At 65.1% G+C, this 13,764-nt stretch carries 17 protein-coding genes; 13 read left to right on the top strand and 4 right to left on the bottom strand.

Features of this window, described 5'->3' with window-relative positions; genetic code table 11:
* The first annotated feature begins 39 nt into the window (after positions 1-39).
* Genes AAG821_RS20330 through AAG821_RS20320 form a run of 3 tightly spaced genes read left to right on the top strand, consistent with a single transcriptional unit; the run spans position 40 to position 3,342 of the window.
* Positions 40-1,023 (top strand): helix-turn-helix domain-containing GNAT family N-acetyltransferase, encoded by a 984-nt coding sequence (locus AAG821_RS20330; protein WP_341915512.1) that lies wholly within the window; start codon positions 40-42, stop codon positions 1,021-1,023.
* Positions 1,020-1,907: a DMT family transporter gene (locus AAG821_RS20325; protein WP_341915514.1), complete on the top strand. Its 888-nt coding sequence runs from the start codon at positions 1,020-1,022 to the stop codon at positions 1,905-1,907. Before AAG821_RS20330 ends, AAG821_RS20325 begins: the two co-directional genes overlap by 4 nt.
* Positions 1,908-1,932: 25 nt before the next feature.
* Positions 1,933-3,342 (top strand): multicopper oxidase family protein, encoded by a 1,410-nt coding sequence (locus tag AAG821_RS20320; protein WP_341915515.1) that lies wholly within the window; start codon positions 1,933-1,935, stop codon positions 3,340-3,342.
* A 17-nt stretch (positions 3,343-3,359) separates the two neighbouring features.
* Here the strand turns inward: AAG821_RS20320 and AAG821_RS20315 are convergent, their stop codons facing one another.
* Entirely contained in the window at positions 3,360-3,677 is a 318-nt protein-coding gene (locus tag AAG821_RS20315) for a DUF1476 domain-containing protein (RefSeq protein WP_341915517.1), read from the bottom strand.
* Positions 3,678-3,900: 223 nt separating this feature from the next.
* On the opposite strand from AAG821_RS20315, the gene purC reads away from it, so the two are divergent.
* From purC to AAG821_RS20275, 8 genes are all read left to right on the top strand, one after another.
* Positions 3,901-4,665 (top strand): phosphoribosylaminoimidazolesuccinocarboxamide synthase, encoded by a 765-nt coding sequence (gene purC, locus AAG821_RS20310; RefSeq protein WP_297688322.1) that lies wholly within the window; start codon positions 3,901-3,903, stop codon positions 4,663-4,665.
* 119 nt (positions 4,666-4,784) lie between these two features.
* Positions 4,785-5,039: a phosphoribosylformylglycinamidine synthase subunit PurS gene (gene purS, locus AAG821_RS20305; RefSeq protein WP_341898423.1), complete on the top strand. Its 255-nt coding sequence runs from the start codon at positions 4,785-4,787 to the stop codon at positions 5,037-5,039.
* Between the two features lie 5 nt (positions 5,040-5,044).
* On the top strand, positions 5,045-5,740 hold the full coding sequence (gene purQ / locus AAG821_RS20300; protein ID WP_341915519.1) for a phosphoribosylformylglycinamidine synthase subunit PurQ: 696 nt from the start codon (positions 5,045-5,047) through the stop codon (positions 5,738-5,740).
* A gap of 38 nt (positions 5,741-5,778) precedes the next feature.
* The gene (gene purL, locus AAG821_RS20295) at positions 5,779-7,932 is read left to right on the top strand and encodes a phosphoribosylformylglycinamidine synthase subunit PurL (RefSeq protein WP_341915533.1); all 2,154 of its coding nucleotides are present in this window, start codon (positions 5,779-5,781) and stop codon (positions 7,930-7,932) included.
* 43 nt (positions 7,933-7,975) lie between these two features.
* On the top strand, positions 7,976-8,209 hold the full coding sequence (locus AAG821_RS20290) for a BolA family transcriptional regulator (protein ID WP_341915520.1): 234 nt from the start codon (positions 7,976-7,978) through the stop codon (positions 8,207-8,209).
* Positions 8,210-8,232: 23 nt separating this feature from the next.
* Complete coding sequence (grxD, locus tag AAG821_RS20285; RefSeq protein ID WP_341915522.1) at positions 8,233-8,574, top strand: Grx4 family monothiol glutaredoxin; 342 nt, start codon at positions 8,233-8,235, stop codon at positions 8,572-8,574.
* A 27-nt stretch (positions 8,575-8,601) separates the two neighbouring features.
* Entirely contained in the window at positions 8,602-9,024 is a 423-nt protein-coding gene (locus tag AAG821_RS20280) for a VOC family protein (RefSeq protein ID WP_341915523.1), read from the top strand.
* 32 nt (positions 9,025-9,056) lie between these two features.
* Positions 9,057-9,461, top strand: a complete 405-nt coding sequence (locus AAG821_RS20275; RefSeq protein WP_341915525.1) for a ketosteroid isomerase-related protein — start codon at positions 9,057-9,059, stop codon at positions 9,459-9,461.
* A 44-nt stretch (positions 9,462-9,505) separates the two neighbouring features.
* On the opposite strand, the gene AAG821_RS20270 is transcribed toward AAG821_RS20275, so the two are convergent.
* Complete coding sequence (locus tag AAG821_RS20270) at positions 9,506-10,096, bottom strand: flavodoxin family protein (RefSeq protein ID WP_341915526.1); 591 nt, start codon at positions 10,094-10,096, stop codon at positions 9,506-9,508.
* Positions 10,097-10,246: 150 nt separating this feature from the next.
* Between AAG821_RS20270 and AAG821_RS20265 the strand changes: the two genes are divergently transcribed.
* The gene (locus AAG821_RS20265) at positions 10,247-10,633 is read left to right on the top strand and encodes a helix-turn-helix domain-containing protein (RefSeq protein ID WP_341915527.1); all 387 of its coding nucleotides are present in this window, start codon (positions 10,247-10,249) and stop codon (positions 10,631-10,633) included.
* A gap of 253 nt (positions 10,634-10,886) precedes the next feature.
* Positions 10,887-12,827 (top strand): methyl-accepting chemotaxis protein, encoded by a 1,941-nt coding sequence (locus AAG821_RS20260; protein WP_341915529.1) that lies wholly within the window; start codon positions 10,887-10,889, stop codon positions 12,825-12,827.
* A gap of 49 nt (positions 12,828-12,876) precedes the next feature.
* On the opposite strand, the gene AAG821_RS20255 is transcribed toward AAG821_RS20260, so the two are convergent.
* Both AAG821_RS20255 and AAG821_RS20250 read right to left on the bottom strand, forming a co-directional pair.
* The gene (locus tag AAG821_RS20255; RefSeq protein WP_341915530.1) at positions 12,877-13,290 is read right to left on the bottom strand and encodes a response regulator; all 414 of its coding nucleotides are present in this window, start codon (positions 13,288-13,290) and stop codon (positions 12,877-12,879) included.
* Between the two features lie 7 nt (positions 13,291-13,297).
* Positions 13,298-13,764 (bottom strand): Hpt domain-containing protein (locus AAG821_RS20250; RefSeq protein WP_341916419.1); only part of this gene is annotated, 467 nt, incomplete at its 5' end.

Raw genomic sequence — 13,764 nt, 5'->3', positions numbered from 1 at the left:
TCAAGTAACTCGGCATGATCGGCATGGGAGAGAACCGCCATGCCGAAATCCGCCACCCTTGCCGGGCCGCGCGCCCTGGCCGCAGCGCCTGCTGCCGATGCAACCGTCGCTGCCCAGATCGAGGCGGTACGCCGCTTCAACCGCTTCTACACCCACAAGATCGGCCTGCTCGAAGGCAGCCGGCTCTACGATCCGTTTTCGCTCACCGAAACCCGCGTGCTTTACGAGATCGCCCATCGCGACCGCGTCACCGCGTCTGATCTGGTGCGCGATCTCGGCCTCGATGCCGGCTATCTCAGCCGCATGCTGCGCGGCTTCGAGAAACAGGGCCTGGTGGCGCGCAAGCCCGCAGCCGAAGATGCGCGCCAGAGCCTGCTGACCCTGACCGCTGCCGGCCGCAAGGCTTTCGCGCCACAGGAGGAAGTGTCGCGCCGGGTGCTGCGCCCGCTGCTGCACAGGCTGCCGCCGGACGCGCGCGCGCAGCTGATCGGCGCGATGGAGACGATCACGCGGCTGCTGGGCGAAGCACCGCCTGCCACACCCGCTTTCACCCTGCGGCCGCACCGGCCCGGCGATATCGGCTGGATGATCGAGCGCCATGGCGCGCTGTATGCGCAGGAATATGGCTTCGACAGCAGTTTCGAGGCACTGGCCGCCGAGGTGGGCATGCAGTTCCTGCGCGATTTCGATCCGGCCTGCGAGCGCGCCTGGATCGCCGAACTGCCCGATGGCACCCGCGTCGGCTGCGTCTTGCTGATCCGCAAATCCGCCACCGTCGCCAAGCTGCGTGTACTGCTGGTCGACCCAAAAGCGCGCGGCCTGGGCGTCGGCAAGGTGCTGGTGCAGGCCTGCATCGATTTCGCCCGTGAAAAAGGCTATCGCAAGATCACACTGTGGACCAACAGCGTGCTGACGGCGGCGCGCGCCATCTATGTCAAGGCCGGCTTCCGGCTGGTGAAAAGCGAGACGCATCACAGCTTCGGCCAGACGCTGGTCGGCGAGACCTGGGATCTGAAACTGTGAGCAGTGACTGGCGGCCGGTCGCGGTGGCGGCTGCCATCGGCGTGCAGGTCGGCCTGGCGCTGGTCGCCACCCGCTATGTGGTTGGCGAAAGCGGCCCGGCCACGCTGGCGATGTTCCGCTATGCCATCGGTGCGCTCTGCCTGCTGCCGGTGCTCTATATCCAGAAAATCCCGCTGCGGTTCGCGCGCCGCGATGTCTTTCCGATTGCAGCCCTTGGCATTGTCCAGTTCGGCATCCTGATCGCGCTGCTCAATTATGGCCTCGCCCATATCACGGCGGCGCGCGTCGCCCTGCTGTTTGCCAGCTTCCCGCTGCTGACCATGCTGATTGCAGCCGCACTGGGCCGCGAACGGCTGACGCTGGCGAAAACCGTCGGCGTGCTGCTCACCATGCTGGGCGTCGCGCTCGCACTCGGTGAAAAGCTGTTCGATGCCGGCCACGCCGATCACTTCATCGGCGAGGCGGTGGTGCTGCTCGCCGCTTTCTGCGGCGCCTTGTGCAGCGTGCTGTATCGCCCCTATCTGCAGCGCTATCCCACGCTCAGCATCGGCGCCTTTGCCATGCTGGCCAGCGTCGGCTTCCTCGCCATCCTTGCCACATGGGAAGGTGTGTGGACGCAATGGGCGGGCTACAGCGCCACCGGCTGGGCGGCGGTGCTCTTCATCGGCGTCAGCAGCGGCATCGGCTATTTCGGCTGGCTCTGGGCGCTGCGCCATGCCTCGCCCACGCGGGTCACGGTGTTTCTCGGTCTGAGCCCGGTGACGGCGGCCCTGCTCGGCGCGCTGCTGCTGGCCGAACCGCTGACCATCCCGCTGCTGCTCGGCCTCGCCGTGCTGCTCACGGGATTGTGGCTGGCCCATCGCCCCGATGCGGCCTCGCCGTAAGCGGTGATCGTGCTAGATTGCGCTCATGCTGTCGCGCCGCACGTTCTTCTCGACCGCCTCTGCCGCCGCGCTCACCGTGATCGCGTTGCCGCGCATGGCAGCGGCGGCCACCACCAGCGTCACCCTGACGCCGGCCCCGGCGACGATACCGGTGGTGCCGGGCCAGCCTGAGACCAGTCTCTGGGCCTATAACGGCAGCCTGCCGGGCCCGCTGCTGCGCGTGAAACAGCATGATCGCCTGCGCGTCGCGCTGCGCAACGGGCTGCAGCAGGACACCACGATTCACTGGCATGGCATCCGCCTGCCCAATGCGATGGACGGCGTGCCGGGCCTGACGCAGCCGCCGGTGAAACCGGGCGCGCAGTTCAATTACGACTTCGTCTGTCAGGATGCCGGCACCTTCTGGTATCACCCGCATGCCGGCAACCCGGAGCAGGTCGGCCGCGGCCTCTACGGCCTGCTCATTGTCGATGAAGCATCGCCGCCGGCAGTCGACCGCGATGTCGCCTGGGTGCTCAGCGATCTGCGGCTCGACCGGGCGGCGCAGGTCACCGCCGATTTCAACCATCCGATGGATGTCAGCCATGCCGGGCGGCTCGGCAACACCGCGCTGATGAATGGCCGGCTGGCGCAGCCCTTTGCGGTGAATGCCGGCGAACGCATCCGGCTGCGGCTGGTCAACACGGCGAATGCGCGCATTTTCGATCTGCGCTTTTCCGATCATGCGCCCTGGCTGGTGGCGCTCGACGGCCATCCGCTCGATGCGCCGATGCAGCTCGGGCCGCAGGATCGCGTCGCCATCGGGCCCGGCATGCGCGCCGATCTGATCCTCGATCTGACCGGCGATCCGGCGGCGCGTTACACGGTGTTCGACCGCGACCTGCAGGGCCGCGAACACCGCCTCACCGATCTGGCCTATGCCGACACGCCGGCGAAAGCATCGCCGTCCCGTCCCATACCAAGGCTGGCCGCCAATCCGGTGGCCGAAGCCGATCTGAAGAATGCCGAACGCCTGCCGCTGCTGCTCGGCGGCGGCATGGGCGTGCCCTATTCCCTGCAGGTCGATGGCGGGCCGGTGCTGGATATGCGCCAGGCCTTCCAGCAGCACCGCATGGCCTGGAGCCTGAACGGCCAGGCCATGAAGGACCATGCCGACCATCACGGCCACAGCCCGCTGTTCCGGCTGACGCGCGGCAAAAGCTATGTGTTCGAGGTCAGCAACGACACCTCATGGCCGCATCCGCTGCATCTGCATGGCCATGTTTTCCGGGTGCTGACGCAGCCGGGCCGGCCCTGGCGCGACACGGTGCTGCTGCAGCCACAGGAGAAGGCGCAGCTGGCCCTGGTGGCCGACAATCCGGGCCACTGGATGCTGCACTGTCATATCCTGGAGCATCAGGCCGCCGGCATGATGGCGACCGTCAGCGTCAGTTAGGCAATGAATTCAGATAGTTAGCCGGCGATCTGCTTCTTGGCGGTTTCCAGCAGCTCGGCCAGCTTGGCGGCCAGGCGATGGTCGGAAATCTCGACATTCTTCGCCTTCAGGTCGGCCTGCACCTTGCGGATCACGTCGGCATCGCCGGCTTCCTCGAAGTCCGCCGCGACGACCTCCTTGGCATAGGCATCGGCAGCCTCGCCGCTCAGGCCGATCTGTTCGGCGATCCACAGGCCCAGCAGCTTGTTGCGCCGCGCGGTGGCCTTGAAAGCAAGCTCTTCGTCATGGGCATGCTTCTTCTCGAAGGCGTCCTTGCGGTCGTCGAAGGTGGTCATCCGGGCCTCGTGCAATCTTGGATCAACGTGTCCGATATATAGGGGTGTGGCGGCCTCGGCTGCAAGTCTCCGGCCTGTTTGACATTTATGACGGAAAACCGCGCCATAAGACTGTCTCCGCCGGGGCTGTTTTCCGCCGGATAGTGGTCTTGGGCGGATTGCGGCGCGAGGCCCCTTGCGCTATCTAGGGCGCGAGCTTTCCCTACAGCCGGACAGGTGTGCCATGACGCGCCGCAGACAGGTTTACGAGGGCAAGGCGAAGGTCCTCTTCGAGGGTCCCGAGCCGGGCACTCTGGTGCAGTATTTCAAAGACGACGCGACCGCGTTCAATAACAAGAAGAAGGGCACCATCACCGGCAAGGGTGTCCTGAACAACCGGATTTCCGAGTATCTGATGACCCGGCTCGGCGAGGTCGGCATCCCGACGCATTTCGTGCGCCGGCTGAACATGCGCGAGCAGCTGATCAAGGAAGTCGAGATCGTGCCGCTGGAAGTCGTCGTGCGCAATGTCGCCGCCGGCTCGCTGGCGACCCGCCTCGGCGTCGCCGAAGGCACCATGCTGCCGCGCTCGATCGTCGAGTTCTATTACAAGAACGACGAGCTGGGCGATCCGCTGGTTTCGGAAGAACACATCACCTGCTTCGGCTGGGCCAATCCGCAGGAAATCGACGAGCTGATGCACCTCGCGCTGCGCATCAACGATTTCCTCTCGGGCCTGTTCCTCGGCATCGGCATCCGCCTGGTCGACTTCAAGCTGGAATTCGGCCGCTGGTGGCAGAATGACGAGATGCGCATCATCCTGGCCGACGAGATCAGCCCGGACAGCGCCCGTCTGTGGGATCTGAAGACCAACGAGAAGATGGACAAGGATCGCTTCCGCCGCGATCTCGGCAATGTCGCCGAGGCCTATCAGGAAGTGGCGCGGCGGCTCGGGATTCTCCCCGAAGGCGGCCCGCGCGACATCAAGGGTCCCGACACCATGCAGTGAGGCGCCAGCAAAGCGCCGTTATTCAAGCGGCGGCCAGAGCAAGGGCCGCCGCTGTCGTTTTTAAGGAAAAGGCCGCCGGCCATTCATGGCCGGCCCCAATGAAGGAAAGACAGCAGACGATGAAAGCCCGCGTGCATGTTTCCCTCAAGAATGGCGTGCTCGATCCCCAGGGTCGCGCCATCGGCCAGGCCTTGCATTCCCTCGGTTTCGCCGATGTCGGCGAAGTGCGCCAGGGCAAGCTGATCGAGCTGGAGCTGACCGGCGCGCTGGCATCCAAGCCCAAGGCCGAGATCGAGGCCGCCGTGAAGGACATGGCGCAGAAGCTGCTCGCCAACATGGTGATCGAGAATTACTCGGTCGAACTGGTGGGCTGAGCGGCATGAAAGCGGCGCTGATCACCTTCCCCGGTTCCAATCGCGAGCGCGACATGCGCATGGCGCTCACCAAGGCCAACGGCGGCAAGGCGCCGCTGGATGTCTGGCATGGCGACAGCGACCTGCCGAAAGACATCGACCTGATCGTGCTGCCCGGCGGCTTTTCCTACGGCGACTATCTGCGCTGCGGCGCCATGGCGGCGAATTCGCCGATCATGCGCGAGGTGAAAAAGCGCGCCGATGCCGGCGTGCGCGTGCTGGCGGTGTGCAACGGCTTCCAGATCGCCTGTGAAACCGGGCTGCTGCCCGGCGCACTGATGACCAATGCCGGCCTGCAGTTCATCTGCCGCGAGGTGAATCTGCGCATCGAGACGACGGCGAGCGAATTCACGAAGAAGTATCGCAAGGGCCAGACCATTCGTGTTCCCGTCGCGCATCACGACGGCAACTACACGCTGGATGCGGATTCCGTGAAGCGTCTGGAAGACGAAGACCGCATCGCCTTCCGCTATGCCGATCCGCTTGGCAAGGTGGCGCCGGAGACCAACCTGAACGGCTCGGTCGGCAACATCGCCGGCATCTACAACGCCAAGAAGACGGTGCTCGGCCTGATGCCGCATCCGGAAAATGCCACCGACCCGGTCTGTGGCGGCATGGATGGCTACGGCCTGTTCGAGAGCATTGCGGAGAGTCTGTCGTGAGTGAAGCCAAGAAGGCCGTGCAGTATCCGAACGACCTGATGGGCCTGAGCAAGGCCGAATACGATCTGGTGCTGGAGATCATGGGCCGCGTGCCCAACCAGGTCGAACTCGGCATCTTCTCGGTGATGTGGTCGGAGCACTGCTCCTACAAATCGTCGAAGAAGTGGCTCAAGACCCTGCCGACCAAGGCGCCGTGGGTGATCTGCGGTCCGGGCGAGAATGCCGGCGTGATCGATATCGGCGACGGCGATGCCGCCATCTTCAAGATGGAAAGCCACAACCACCCCTCCTTCATCGAGCCCTACCAGGGCGCCGCCACCGGCGTCGGCGGCATCCTGCGCGATGTCTTCACCATGGGCGCGCGGCCGATCGCCAACTTGAACGCGCTGCGCTTCGGTGCGCCCGAGCATGCCAAGACCCGCCATCTGGTCTCGGGCGTGGTGCATGGCATCGGCGGCTATGGCAACTGCGTCGGCGTGCCCACCGTGGGCGGCGAGGTGAATTTCCACCCCAGCTACAACGGCAACATCCTGGTCAACGCGATGACCGTGGGTCTGGCGAAACAGGACAAGATTTTCTATTCGGCCGCTGCCGGCCTGGGCAATCCGGTCGTCTATGTCGGCTCCAAGACCGGCCGTGACGGCATCCATGGCGCCACCATGGCCTCGGCGGAATTCACCGATGACTCGGAAGAGAAGCGCCCCACCGTTCAGGTCGGCGATCCCTTCACCGAAAAGCTGCTGATCGAGGCCTGCCTCGAGCTGATGGCCACCGATGCCATCGTCGCCATCCAGGATATGGGTGCCGCCGGCCTCACCTCGTCATCGTTCGAGATGGCATCCAAGGGCGGCATGGGCATCGTCATCGACCTCGACAAGGTGCCGGCGCGCGAAACCGGCATGACGCCGTTTGAATTCATGCTCTCCGAAAGCCAGGAGCGCATGCTGATCATCCTCAAGCCGGGCTCCGAGCCGCAGGCCGAGGCGATCTTCAAGAAGTGGGAACTCGATTTCGCCGTCATCGGTCATCTCACCGATACCGGCCGCATGGTGCTGCGCTTCAACGGCGAGCAGGTCGGCGATCTTCCCATTGATCCCCTGGCGGCTGCGTCGCCAGAGTATGACCGGCCGTGGGTGAAGACGCCGCCGCAGAAGCCGCTCGGCCGCGTCAATCATCCGCTGCCGTTTGTCGAGGCGCTGGGCAAGCTGGTTGCCATGCCCGATATGGCCTCGCGCCGCTGGATCTGGGAACAGTATGATCACCTGGTGCGTGGCGACACTGCGCAGATCCCCGGCGGTGATGCCGCTGTCGTGCGTGTCGAGGGCCATGCGAAAAAAGCGCTGGCGATGACCACCGACTGCACGCCGCGCTATGTGTTCGCCGATCCGGTCGAGGGCGGCAAGCAGGCGGTGGCCGAAACCTGGCGCAACCTCACCGCCGTCGGCGCGCGTCCGCTCGCCATCACCGACAACATGAATTTCGGCAACCCGGAACGCCCCGAAATCATGGGGCAGTTCGTCGGCGCCGTCGAAGGCATCCGCGAGGCCTGCCTGGCGCTCGACTATCCGGTCGTCTCGGGCAATGTGTCGCTCTACAACGAGACCAACGGCAAGGGCATCCTGCCGACACCGGCGATTGGCGGCGTGGGCGTGCTCGACGACATCGCCACCATGGCGACGCTCGCCTTCAAGCTGCCGGGCGAAGCCATCCTGCTGGTCGGCAAGACCAACGGCCATCTCGGCCAGTCGGTCTACCTGCGCGACATCTGCGGCCAGGAAGCCGGCCCGCCGCCGCCGGTCGATCTGAAGGTCGAACGCACCAATGGCGATGCCGTGCGCATGCTCATCACCAAGGGCATGGTCTCGGCGGTGCATGACTGCTCGGACGGCGGCCTGGCGGTCGCACTGGCCGAAATGGCCATGGCGGCCGGCTTCGGCGCCGAGGTCAAACTGCCCTCGGGGGACGCCTTCGAGATCGGGTTCGGCGAGGACCAGGGCCGCTATGTGCTGACCTGCCCGGCCGAACAGGCGGAAGCCGTGATCGCCGCTGTCGAGGCGGTCGGCGCACCGGTGGCCAAGCTCGGCCTCACCGGCGGCGATGCGTTGACCTTTACCGGTCTGGGCACCATATCGGTGGCGGCCTTGCGGTCGGCCCATGAGGGCTGGCTGCCGGGCTATATGGCCGGCAAGTAACGAGAAACTGGCCCAAAAAGAGTTAACTGAAGGACGCTGACCAATGGCAATGGATGCCAGCGAAATCGAGAGCATGATCAAGGCCGCGCTGCCCGACGCCCAGGTGCGCATCGACGACCTGCGCGGCGACGGCGACCATTATGCCGCCACCGTGGTGTCCAGCGCCTTTGCCGGCAAGACCCGGGTGCAGCAGCACCAGATGGTCTATGCTGCGCTCAAGGGCCGCATGGGCGGCCAGCTGCATGCCCTGCAGCTCACCACACAGACACCGTCATAACGAACGACCAGAGGACGATCGCCATGAGCGAGAAGGAACAGACTTTCGAGCGTATCCGTGAGGAGCTGTCGGGCAACGATGTCGTGCTGTTCATGAAGGGCACGCCGGTCTTCCCGCAATGCGGCTTCTCCGCCGTCACCGTGCAGGTGCTGTCGCGGCTGGGCCTGAAGTTCAAGGGCATCGACATCCTGGCCGACCCGGCGATCCGCACGCATCTGAAGGAATTCTCCGACTGGCCGACCTTCCCGCAGCTTTACGTGAAGGGCGAATTCGTCGGCGGCTGCGACATCGTGAAAGAGATGTACCAGAACGGCGAGCTGCAGACCTATCTCGCCGACAAGGGCGTCGCTTACCAGGAAGCCTGAGGGCCAGGGCGCAAGAAGGTTTGGCGCTTGCCGGCCGTCCCTTTCTCCATACTCGGACTCGACCATGTGGTGCTGCGGGCGGATAACCCGCAGCGCCTTATTGCTTTCTACCGCGATGTGCTGGGCTGCAGCGTGGATCACGTGCAGCCGAAGATCGGCCTCACCCATCTGCGCGCCGGCACTGCGCTGATCGACATCATGGATCGCAACGGCGCCCTGGCCGCGCCCGGCGATCAGCCGCCCGAGCAAGCGCGGCGCAATGTCGATCATCTCTGCCTGCGCATCGACCGTTTCGACCACAGCGCGATTGCGGCACATCTCAAATCGCATGGCGTCAGCGTGCAGGCCCCCGCCAATCGTTTCGGCGCCGAAGGCGAAGGCCTTTCGATCTATCTCTCGGACCCCGAAGGCAATATGGTGGAGCTGAAGGGCGGCGGCGCGGCCGGTTGACCGCGGCGGCCCGCATTGCGCGAAACAGCACCATGACCATTTTCGACGCCAACCAGCTGATCCAGGATTACTACGACGCGCTCAACGCCCGCGATGTCGATGGCTTTCTGGCGCTGTTGACCGATGACGTGGTGCACGACACCCAGCAGGGCGCGCGCGAAAGCGGCAAGGCGGCTTTCCGCGCCTTCCTCGGGCGCACCGGGCGATGCTACGAGGAAAAGGTCGTCGATCTTTTCGTCATGACCAGCCCCGATGGCACGCGGGCGGCGGCGGAATTCACCCTGCTTGGCGTCTATGTCGAAACCGAAGACGGTTTGCCCGAGGCGGAAGGCCAGCGCTACAGCCGCCCGGCCGGCGCGTTCTTCGAGATCCGCGATGGCCGCGTGGCCCGCGTCTCCAATGCCTATCCGGGCGAGACGATGACGGCGCGCGACTGAACCGCCGGCCGCATCGCTGCAGCCGGCGGTTCCGCGATCAGGCTTTAGGCATCCACCAGTTCGTGCTTGGCACGCGCCAGCTGCTTGGTCAGCGTCGCCACGCGCTGGCCCAGATGCGCGGCGGTGTCGAGATCGCTCTGGATCGGGCCCTTGTCGGCGCCTTCATCGGCATTCGACTGCGCCATGGCGCCGAGGAAGCTGCCCAGGCGGTTGAGGTCGTTGACGCTGCCCTTGGAATTGTTGTTGCCCGGCAGCAGGTCGAGGCCGACCCAGATCATGCCGTGTTGTGCAGCGAAGGTTGTCAGCTGGACCAGCGTGTTGAACTTGTCGCCCGACTGCGATGCAGAATTCGTGAAGCCGGCACCGACCTTGTCCTTCCAGCCGCGGCCGTACCAGACCTGCGAGCTGTAATCCATGAAGGCTTTGAACGGCGCCGAGATGCTGCCCATATAGGTGGGCGAACCGAAGATGATGGCATCGGCGGCATTGATCTCGGCGATGCGGGCTTCGGCCTCGGCCACCGGCACCAGGATGGCCTTGGCACCGGCCACCCGGGCAACGCCGGCGGCCACGGCTTCCGCCTGTTTCTGGGTATGGCCGAAGCCGCTGTGATAGACGATCGCTACCTGGGTCATTTCGATAAGTCCCTGTTTTATCAAGAAAGAATTAGATCACCTAAAGCAAGTCAGTTACTTCAGGTTACTATCAATATGTCCCCTTGATTTCCTCAGTAAAGTAGGTACTTAAAAGTAACCACGACGTTTTTTGACCCGGAGCCGGTTTCGATGAGCAGTGCCCAGAAGTCTGCAGCCCAGAAGTCCGAGGATGTCCGCCATGAATGCCCGGTGGATGCCGTGCTGCGCCTGCTGATGGGGCCATGGACCACCTACATCCTCTATGTGCTGCGCACCCAGGGGCCGCGCCGTTTCGGCGAGCTGAAGCGCGAGGTCGGCGGCATCTCGGCCAAGGTGCTGACCGAACGGCTGCGCATGCTGGAAGAGGCGCGCCTGGTGCATCGCGACTACCAGGCCACCATCCCGCCGCAGGTGACCTACAGTCTGGCGCCGCGCGGCGCCGAGCTGAATCCGATGCTGGATGCGCTGAAGGATATCGCCCTGCGCTGGCAGACCGAGGATGCCCAGGCGGCCAGACCGCGCCAGGCGGCGGAATAGCTGATCACCAAACAGGCGCCCGGCCCGGAGGCCGGTTGTAAAACAGGCGGGTCTGAACCGCCTGTGCCGCCGGTGCATGAACGCTTGGACTCTGAATTAACTCAAAAGTTGTAATAACTAAATATTGCTCCACTTTACTTATATTCATTGTGGAGCAACATGCTTCTTGCATGTAGAGCTTCTGCACAGCAGCTCAACCGCGTGGAACGCCTTTCGGCAGGCAGCACGGCGCTGCCCCAGAGAGGTTCTTCGCATGCACCATGTCGGCATTCTGGCCCGGATCATCCTTGTCCTTCTGGTTTTCTCTGCCGGCCTTGCCGCCGTCGGCTGGCTCGGTGTCAATGCGCTGCAGACCTATGACCGCAAGGTTGCCGAGCTGCAGACCGCCAGCGAGCGTGCGCTCTATGCCGCGCGGCTGCATGAAGGCGTGATCGAGGCGGTGATGGAATCGCGCGGCATCTATATCGCGCGCGACCGCGCGGCACTGGAACGGTTCTCCACCGCGCTGCTCAAGGTGCTCGACGGTATCGAGCGCGCCATGCCCGACTATCGCGCGCTGCAACTGCCGGACCAGCGCGACAGCTTCCGCGCGATGGAGCAGCAGGTGGCGCAGTTCGTCAGTTTCCGCCGCGAGCTGGTGCGTCTGGCGCTGCAGGACAGCCAGCCTGCCGCCCAGGCCTTTGGCGACAACGATACCAACCGCGCCGTGCGCACGAAGCTGAGCAACGCGCTGGAACAGGCGGCCGAGCGCGAGAAGCTGCAGCGCGATGCCATCGCCGCCGAGCTGGCCGCTTTCGTGCGTCAGCGCATGCCGCTGCTGGTCGGGCTCTGTGTCGCCATCATTGCCGTCAGCCTCGGCCTCGGCTTTTTCATTTCGGTCTTCACCTTGGTGCGGCCGATCCACCGGCTCGGCCAGGCGATGCGGCAGCTCGCCGAGGATCGCACCGAGATCGCCATCCCGGGCCTCGACTATCGCGATGAGATCGGTGCGATGGCGCGCAATGTCGAGGTTTTCCGCGTCAATGCCATCGAAAAGAGGCGTCTGACCGCCGAACAGCAGCAGCGCGAAGCCGAAATCCGCGAGGCCGAGCAGCGCCAGCGCGCACGCGAACAGCAGGCCGCCAGCGAAATCGCTGCCCTGGTTGCCGCGGTGTCGCGCGGCGATGTTTCAGGCCGGCTCGCCATCGAGGGCAAGGATGGCGTTTTCCGCAGCATCGCCGAAGGCATCAACAGTCTGTCGCAGGCGGTGGAGACCGTGTTGCAGGAAGCCGGCGGCGTGCTCAACGCCCTGGCGCGCGGCGATCTCACCCGGCGGCTTCATGGCGACCATGCCGGCATCTTCGGCCAGATCAAGGCCGATACCAACAGCATGGCCGAGACGCTGACCGGCATCATCACGCGTCTGGCCGAGATCGCGCAGCAGCTGCAGGCGGCCTCGGCCGAGATCGCCGGCGGCAGCCAGGATCTGGCGCAACGCACCGAATCCCAGGCCGCCAGCCTGGAAGAGACCGCGGCCTCGATGCACCAGCTCACCGCCGTGGTCGGTAAGACGGCCGACAGTGCCCAGGCCGCGAGCCGGCATGCCGTGCAGTCGAGCGGCATCGCCGAGAAGGGCGGCGCCATCGTCAACGACACCATCGCGGCAATGCAGCGGATCGAGCAGAGCGCCGAGAAGATCGGCGATATCGTCGGGCTGATCGACGAGATCGCGTTCCAGACCAATCTGCTGGCGCTCAACGCCTCGGTGGAAGCGGCGCGCGCCGGCGAGGCCGGCAAGGGTTTCGCCGTGGTGGCGCAGGAGGTGCGCGCGCTGGCCCAGCGTTCGGCCACGGCCAGCAGGGACATCAAGGCGCTGATCCAGCAATCCAATGCACAGGTGAAAGACGGCGCGTCCCGTGCGAACCAGGCCGGCGGTGTCTTCGAAGAGGTTCTGGGTGGCATCCGCGAGGTGGCCAGGATCGTCGGCGATATCGCCGGCGCCAGCCGTGAACAGGCCAGCGGTCTCGATCAGGTCAATGATGCGATCGGCCAGATGGACAGCCTGACCCAGCGCAACAGCGCGCTGGTCGAGGAAACCGCGGCGGCCGCGCGCAGCCTGGCCGATCAGGCCGCCGAGCTGGCGAAAGTGGTTGGCTTCTTCCGCGCCGGCGCTGCGGCTGCCACGCCGGTGCGCCTGTCGCTGGTGGCGGAATAAAGAGGCCTGTTCTGTCGACGGACATCACGGCCGATCTTGCGCGGATGCCTCAGATCAGGCTGTGGAATTTCAGCAGCGCATCGAGCCGCTGCTTCAGCAGCTGCAGCGACACCGGCTTGACCAGATAGCCATCGACCTTGAGCTGCTTGGCCGAGACCACGGTTTCCTGCTGCTTGTCGGCAGTGAGGAACACCACCGGCGTGGCGGCGATGGCGGCATTGGCGAAGCCGCGCAGCTTGCTCAGATAGTCCAGCCCGTCCACCGGCTCCATATGCACATCGCACAGCACCACCTGCGGCCGCACCCGCACGGTTTCCTTGAAACCCTCGCCGCCTTCCTTGGCCTGGCTGATCAGATTGAAGCCGATCTGTCGCAGCAGCCCTTCGATGACATGGCGCGTGTAAGACTCGTCCTCGATCAGCAGGACGCGGATTTTTTCGTAGCGGGCTTTGTCGTCGCTCATGATGCGGTCAGGCCTTCAGGATCAGGGGCAGGGTGGCAGTCAGTTCGTCCAGCGTTGGCGGCAGCAGCTCCGCCATCAGTGCGGCGGTCTCCAGGTCGTCGGCATCGCAGGCGTCCTGCAGATCAGCCGCCAGATTGCCGAGCCGGGTGGCGCCGACGGTGAGGGCGCCGCCCTTCAGGGCATGGGCGAGATGGCGCAGGGCGGCGATGTCGCCGCCGCTCTGGGCCGTGGCGATGGCATCGACACGGTCCTGCGCATCGGTGAGGAAATCCTGCAGCAGCTGCTTGGCCGCCGCGTTGAAGGCGCCAAAGCTCTCGCCCAGCTTGTCCGGGTCGAAGATATCCCGGTCCCAGTCCAGTCTTGCTGCCACCGGCGGTGCGGCGGGTGTCGCCAGCACCGGCGCGGCCGTGGCGGCGCGGCGCCGCGGCAGGGCCGGCGGCAGCCACTGCGCCCGCATGCGGTTCAGGGCGCGGC

The sequence above is a fragment of the Ferrovibrio terrae genome (assembly GCF_943372915.1).
GTDB lineage: Bacteria > Pseudomonadota > Alphaproteobacteria > Ferrovibrionales > Ferrovibrionaceae > Ferrovibrio > Ferrovibrio terrae_A.
The sequence above is the reverse complement of the archived record's forward strand: the minus strand, read 5'-3'. Positions and strand labels throughout refer to the sequence as shown.

Excerpts from the sequence above, each read along its gene's own strand:
- AAG821_RS20330 (WP_341915512.1), top strand. The coding sequence starts at position 40 with ATGCCGAAATCCGCCACCCTTGCCGGGCCGCGCGCCCTGGCCGCAGCG.
- AAG821_RS20320 (WP_341915515.1), top strand. The coding sequence starts at position 1,933 with ATGCTGTCGCGCCGCACGTTCTTCTCGACCGCCTCTGCCGCCGCGCTC.
- AAG821_RS20315 (WP_341915517.1), bottom strand. The coding sequence starts at position 3,677 with ATGACCACCTTCGACGACCGCAAGGACGCCTTCGAGAAGAAGCATGCC.
- purC (WP_297688322.1), top strand. The coding sequence starts at position 3,901 with ATGACGCGCCGCAGACAGGTTTACGAGGGCAAGGCGAAGGTCCTCTTC.
- purS (WP_341898423.1), top strand. The coding sequence starts at position 4,785 with ATGAAAGCCCGCGTGCATGTTTCCCTCAAGAATGGCGTGCTCGATCCC.
- purQ (WP_341915519.1), top strand. The coding sequence starts at position 5,045 with ATGAAAGCGGCGCTGATCACCTTCCCCGGTTCCAATCGCGAGCGCGAC.
- purL (WP_341915533.1), top strand. The coding sequence starts at position 5,779 with ATGGGCCTGAGCAAGGCCGAATACGATCTGGTGCTGGAGATCATGGGC.
- AAG821_RS20290 (WP_341915520.1), top strand. The coding sequence starts at position 7,976 with ATGGCAATGGATGCCAGCGAAATCGAGAGCATGATCAAGGCCGCGCTG.
- grxD (WP_341915522.1), top strand. The coding sequence starts at position 8,233 with ATGAGCGAGAAGGAACAGACTTTCGAGCGTATCCGTGAGGAGCTGTCG.
- AAG821_RS20275 (WP_341915525.1), top strand. The coding sequence starts at position 9,057 with ATGACCATTTTCGACGCCAACCAGCTGATCCAGGATTACTACGACGCG.
- AAG821_RS20270 (WP_341915526.1), bottom strand. The coding sequence starts at position 10,096 with ATGACCCAGGTAGCGATCGTCTATCACAGCGGCTTCGGCCATACCCAG.
- AAG821_RS20265 (WP_341915527.1), top strand. The coding sequence starts at position 10,247 with ATGAGCAGTGCCCAGAAGTCTGCAGCCCAGAAGTCCGAGGATGTCCGC.
- AAG821_RS20260 (WP_341915529.1), top strand. The coding sequence starts at position 10,887 with ATGCACCATGTCGGCATTCTGGCCCGGATCATCCTTGTCCTTCTGGTT.
- AAG821_RS20255 (WP_341915530.1), bottom strand. The coding sequence starts at position 13,290 with ATGAGCGACGACAAAGCCCGCTACGAAAAAATCCGCGTCCTGCTGATC.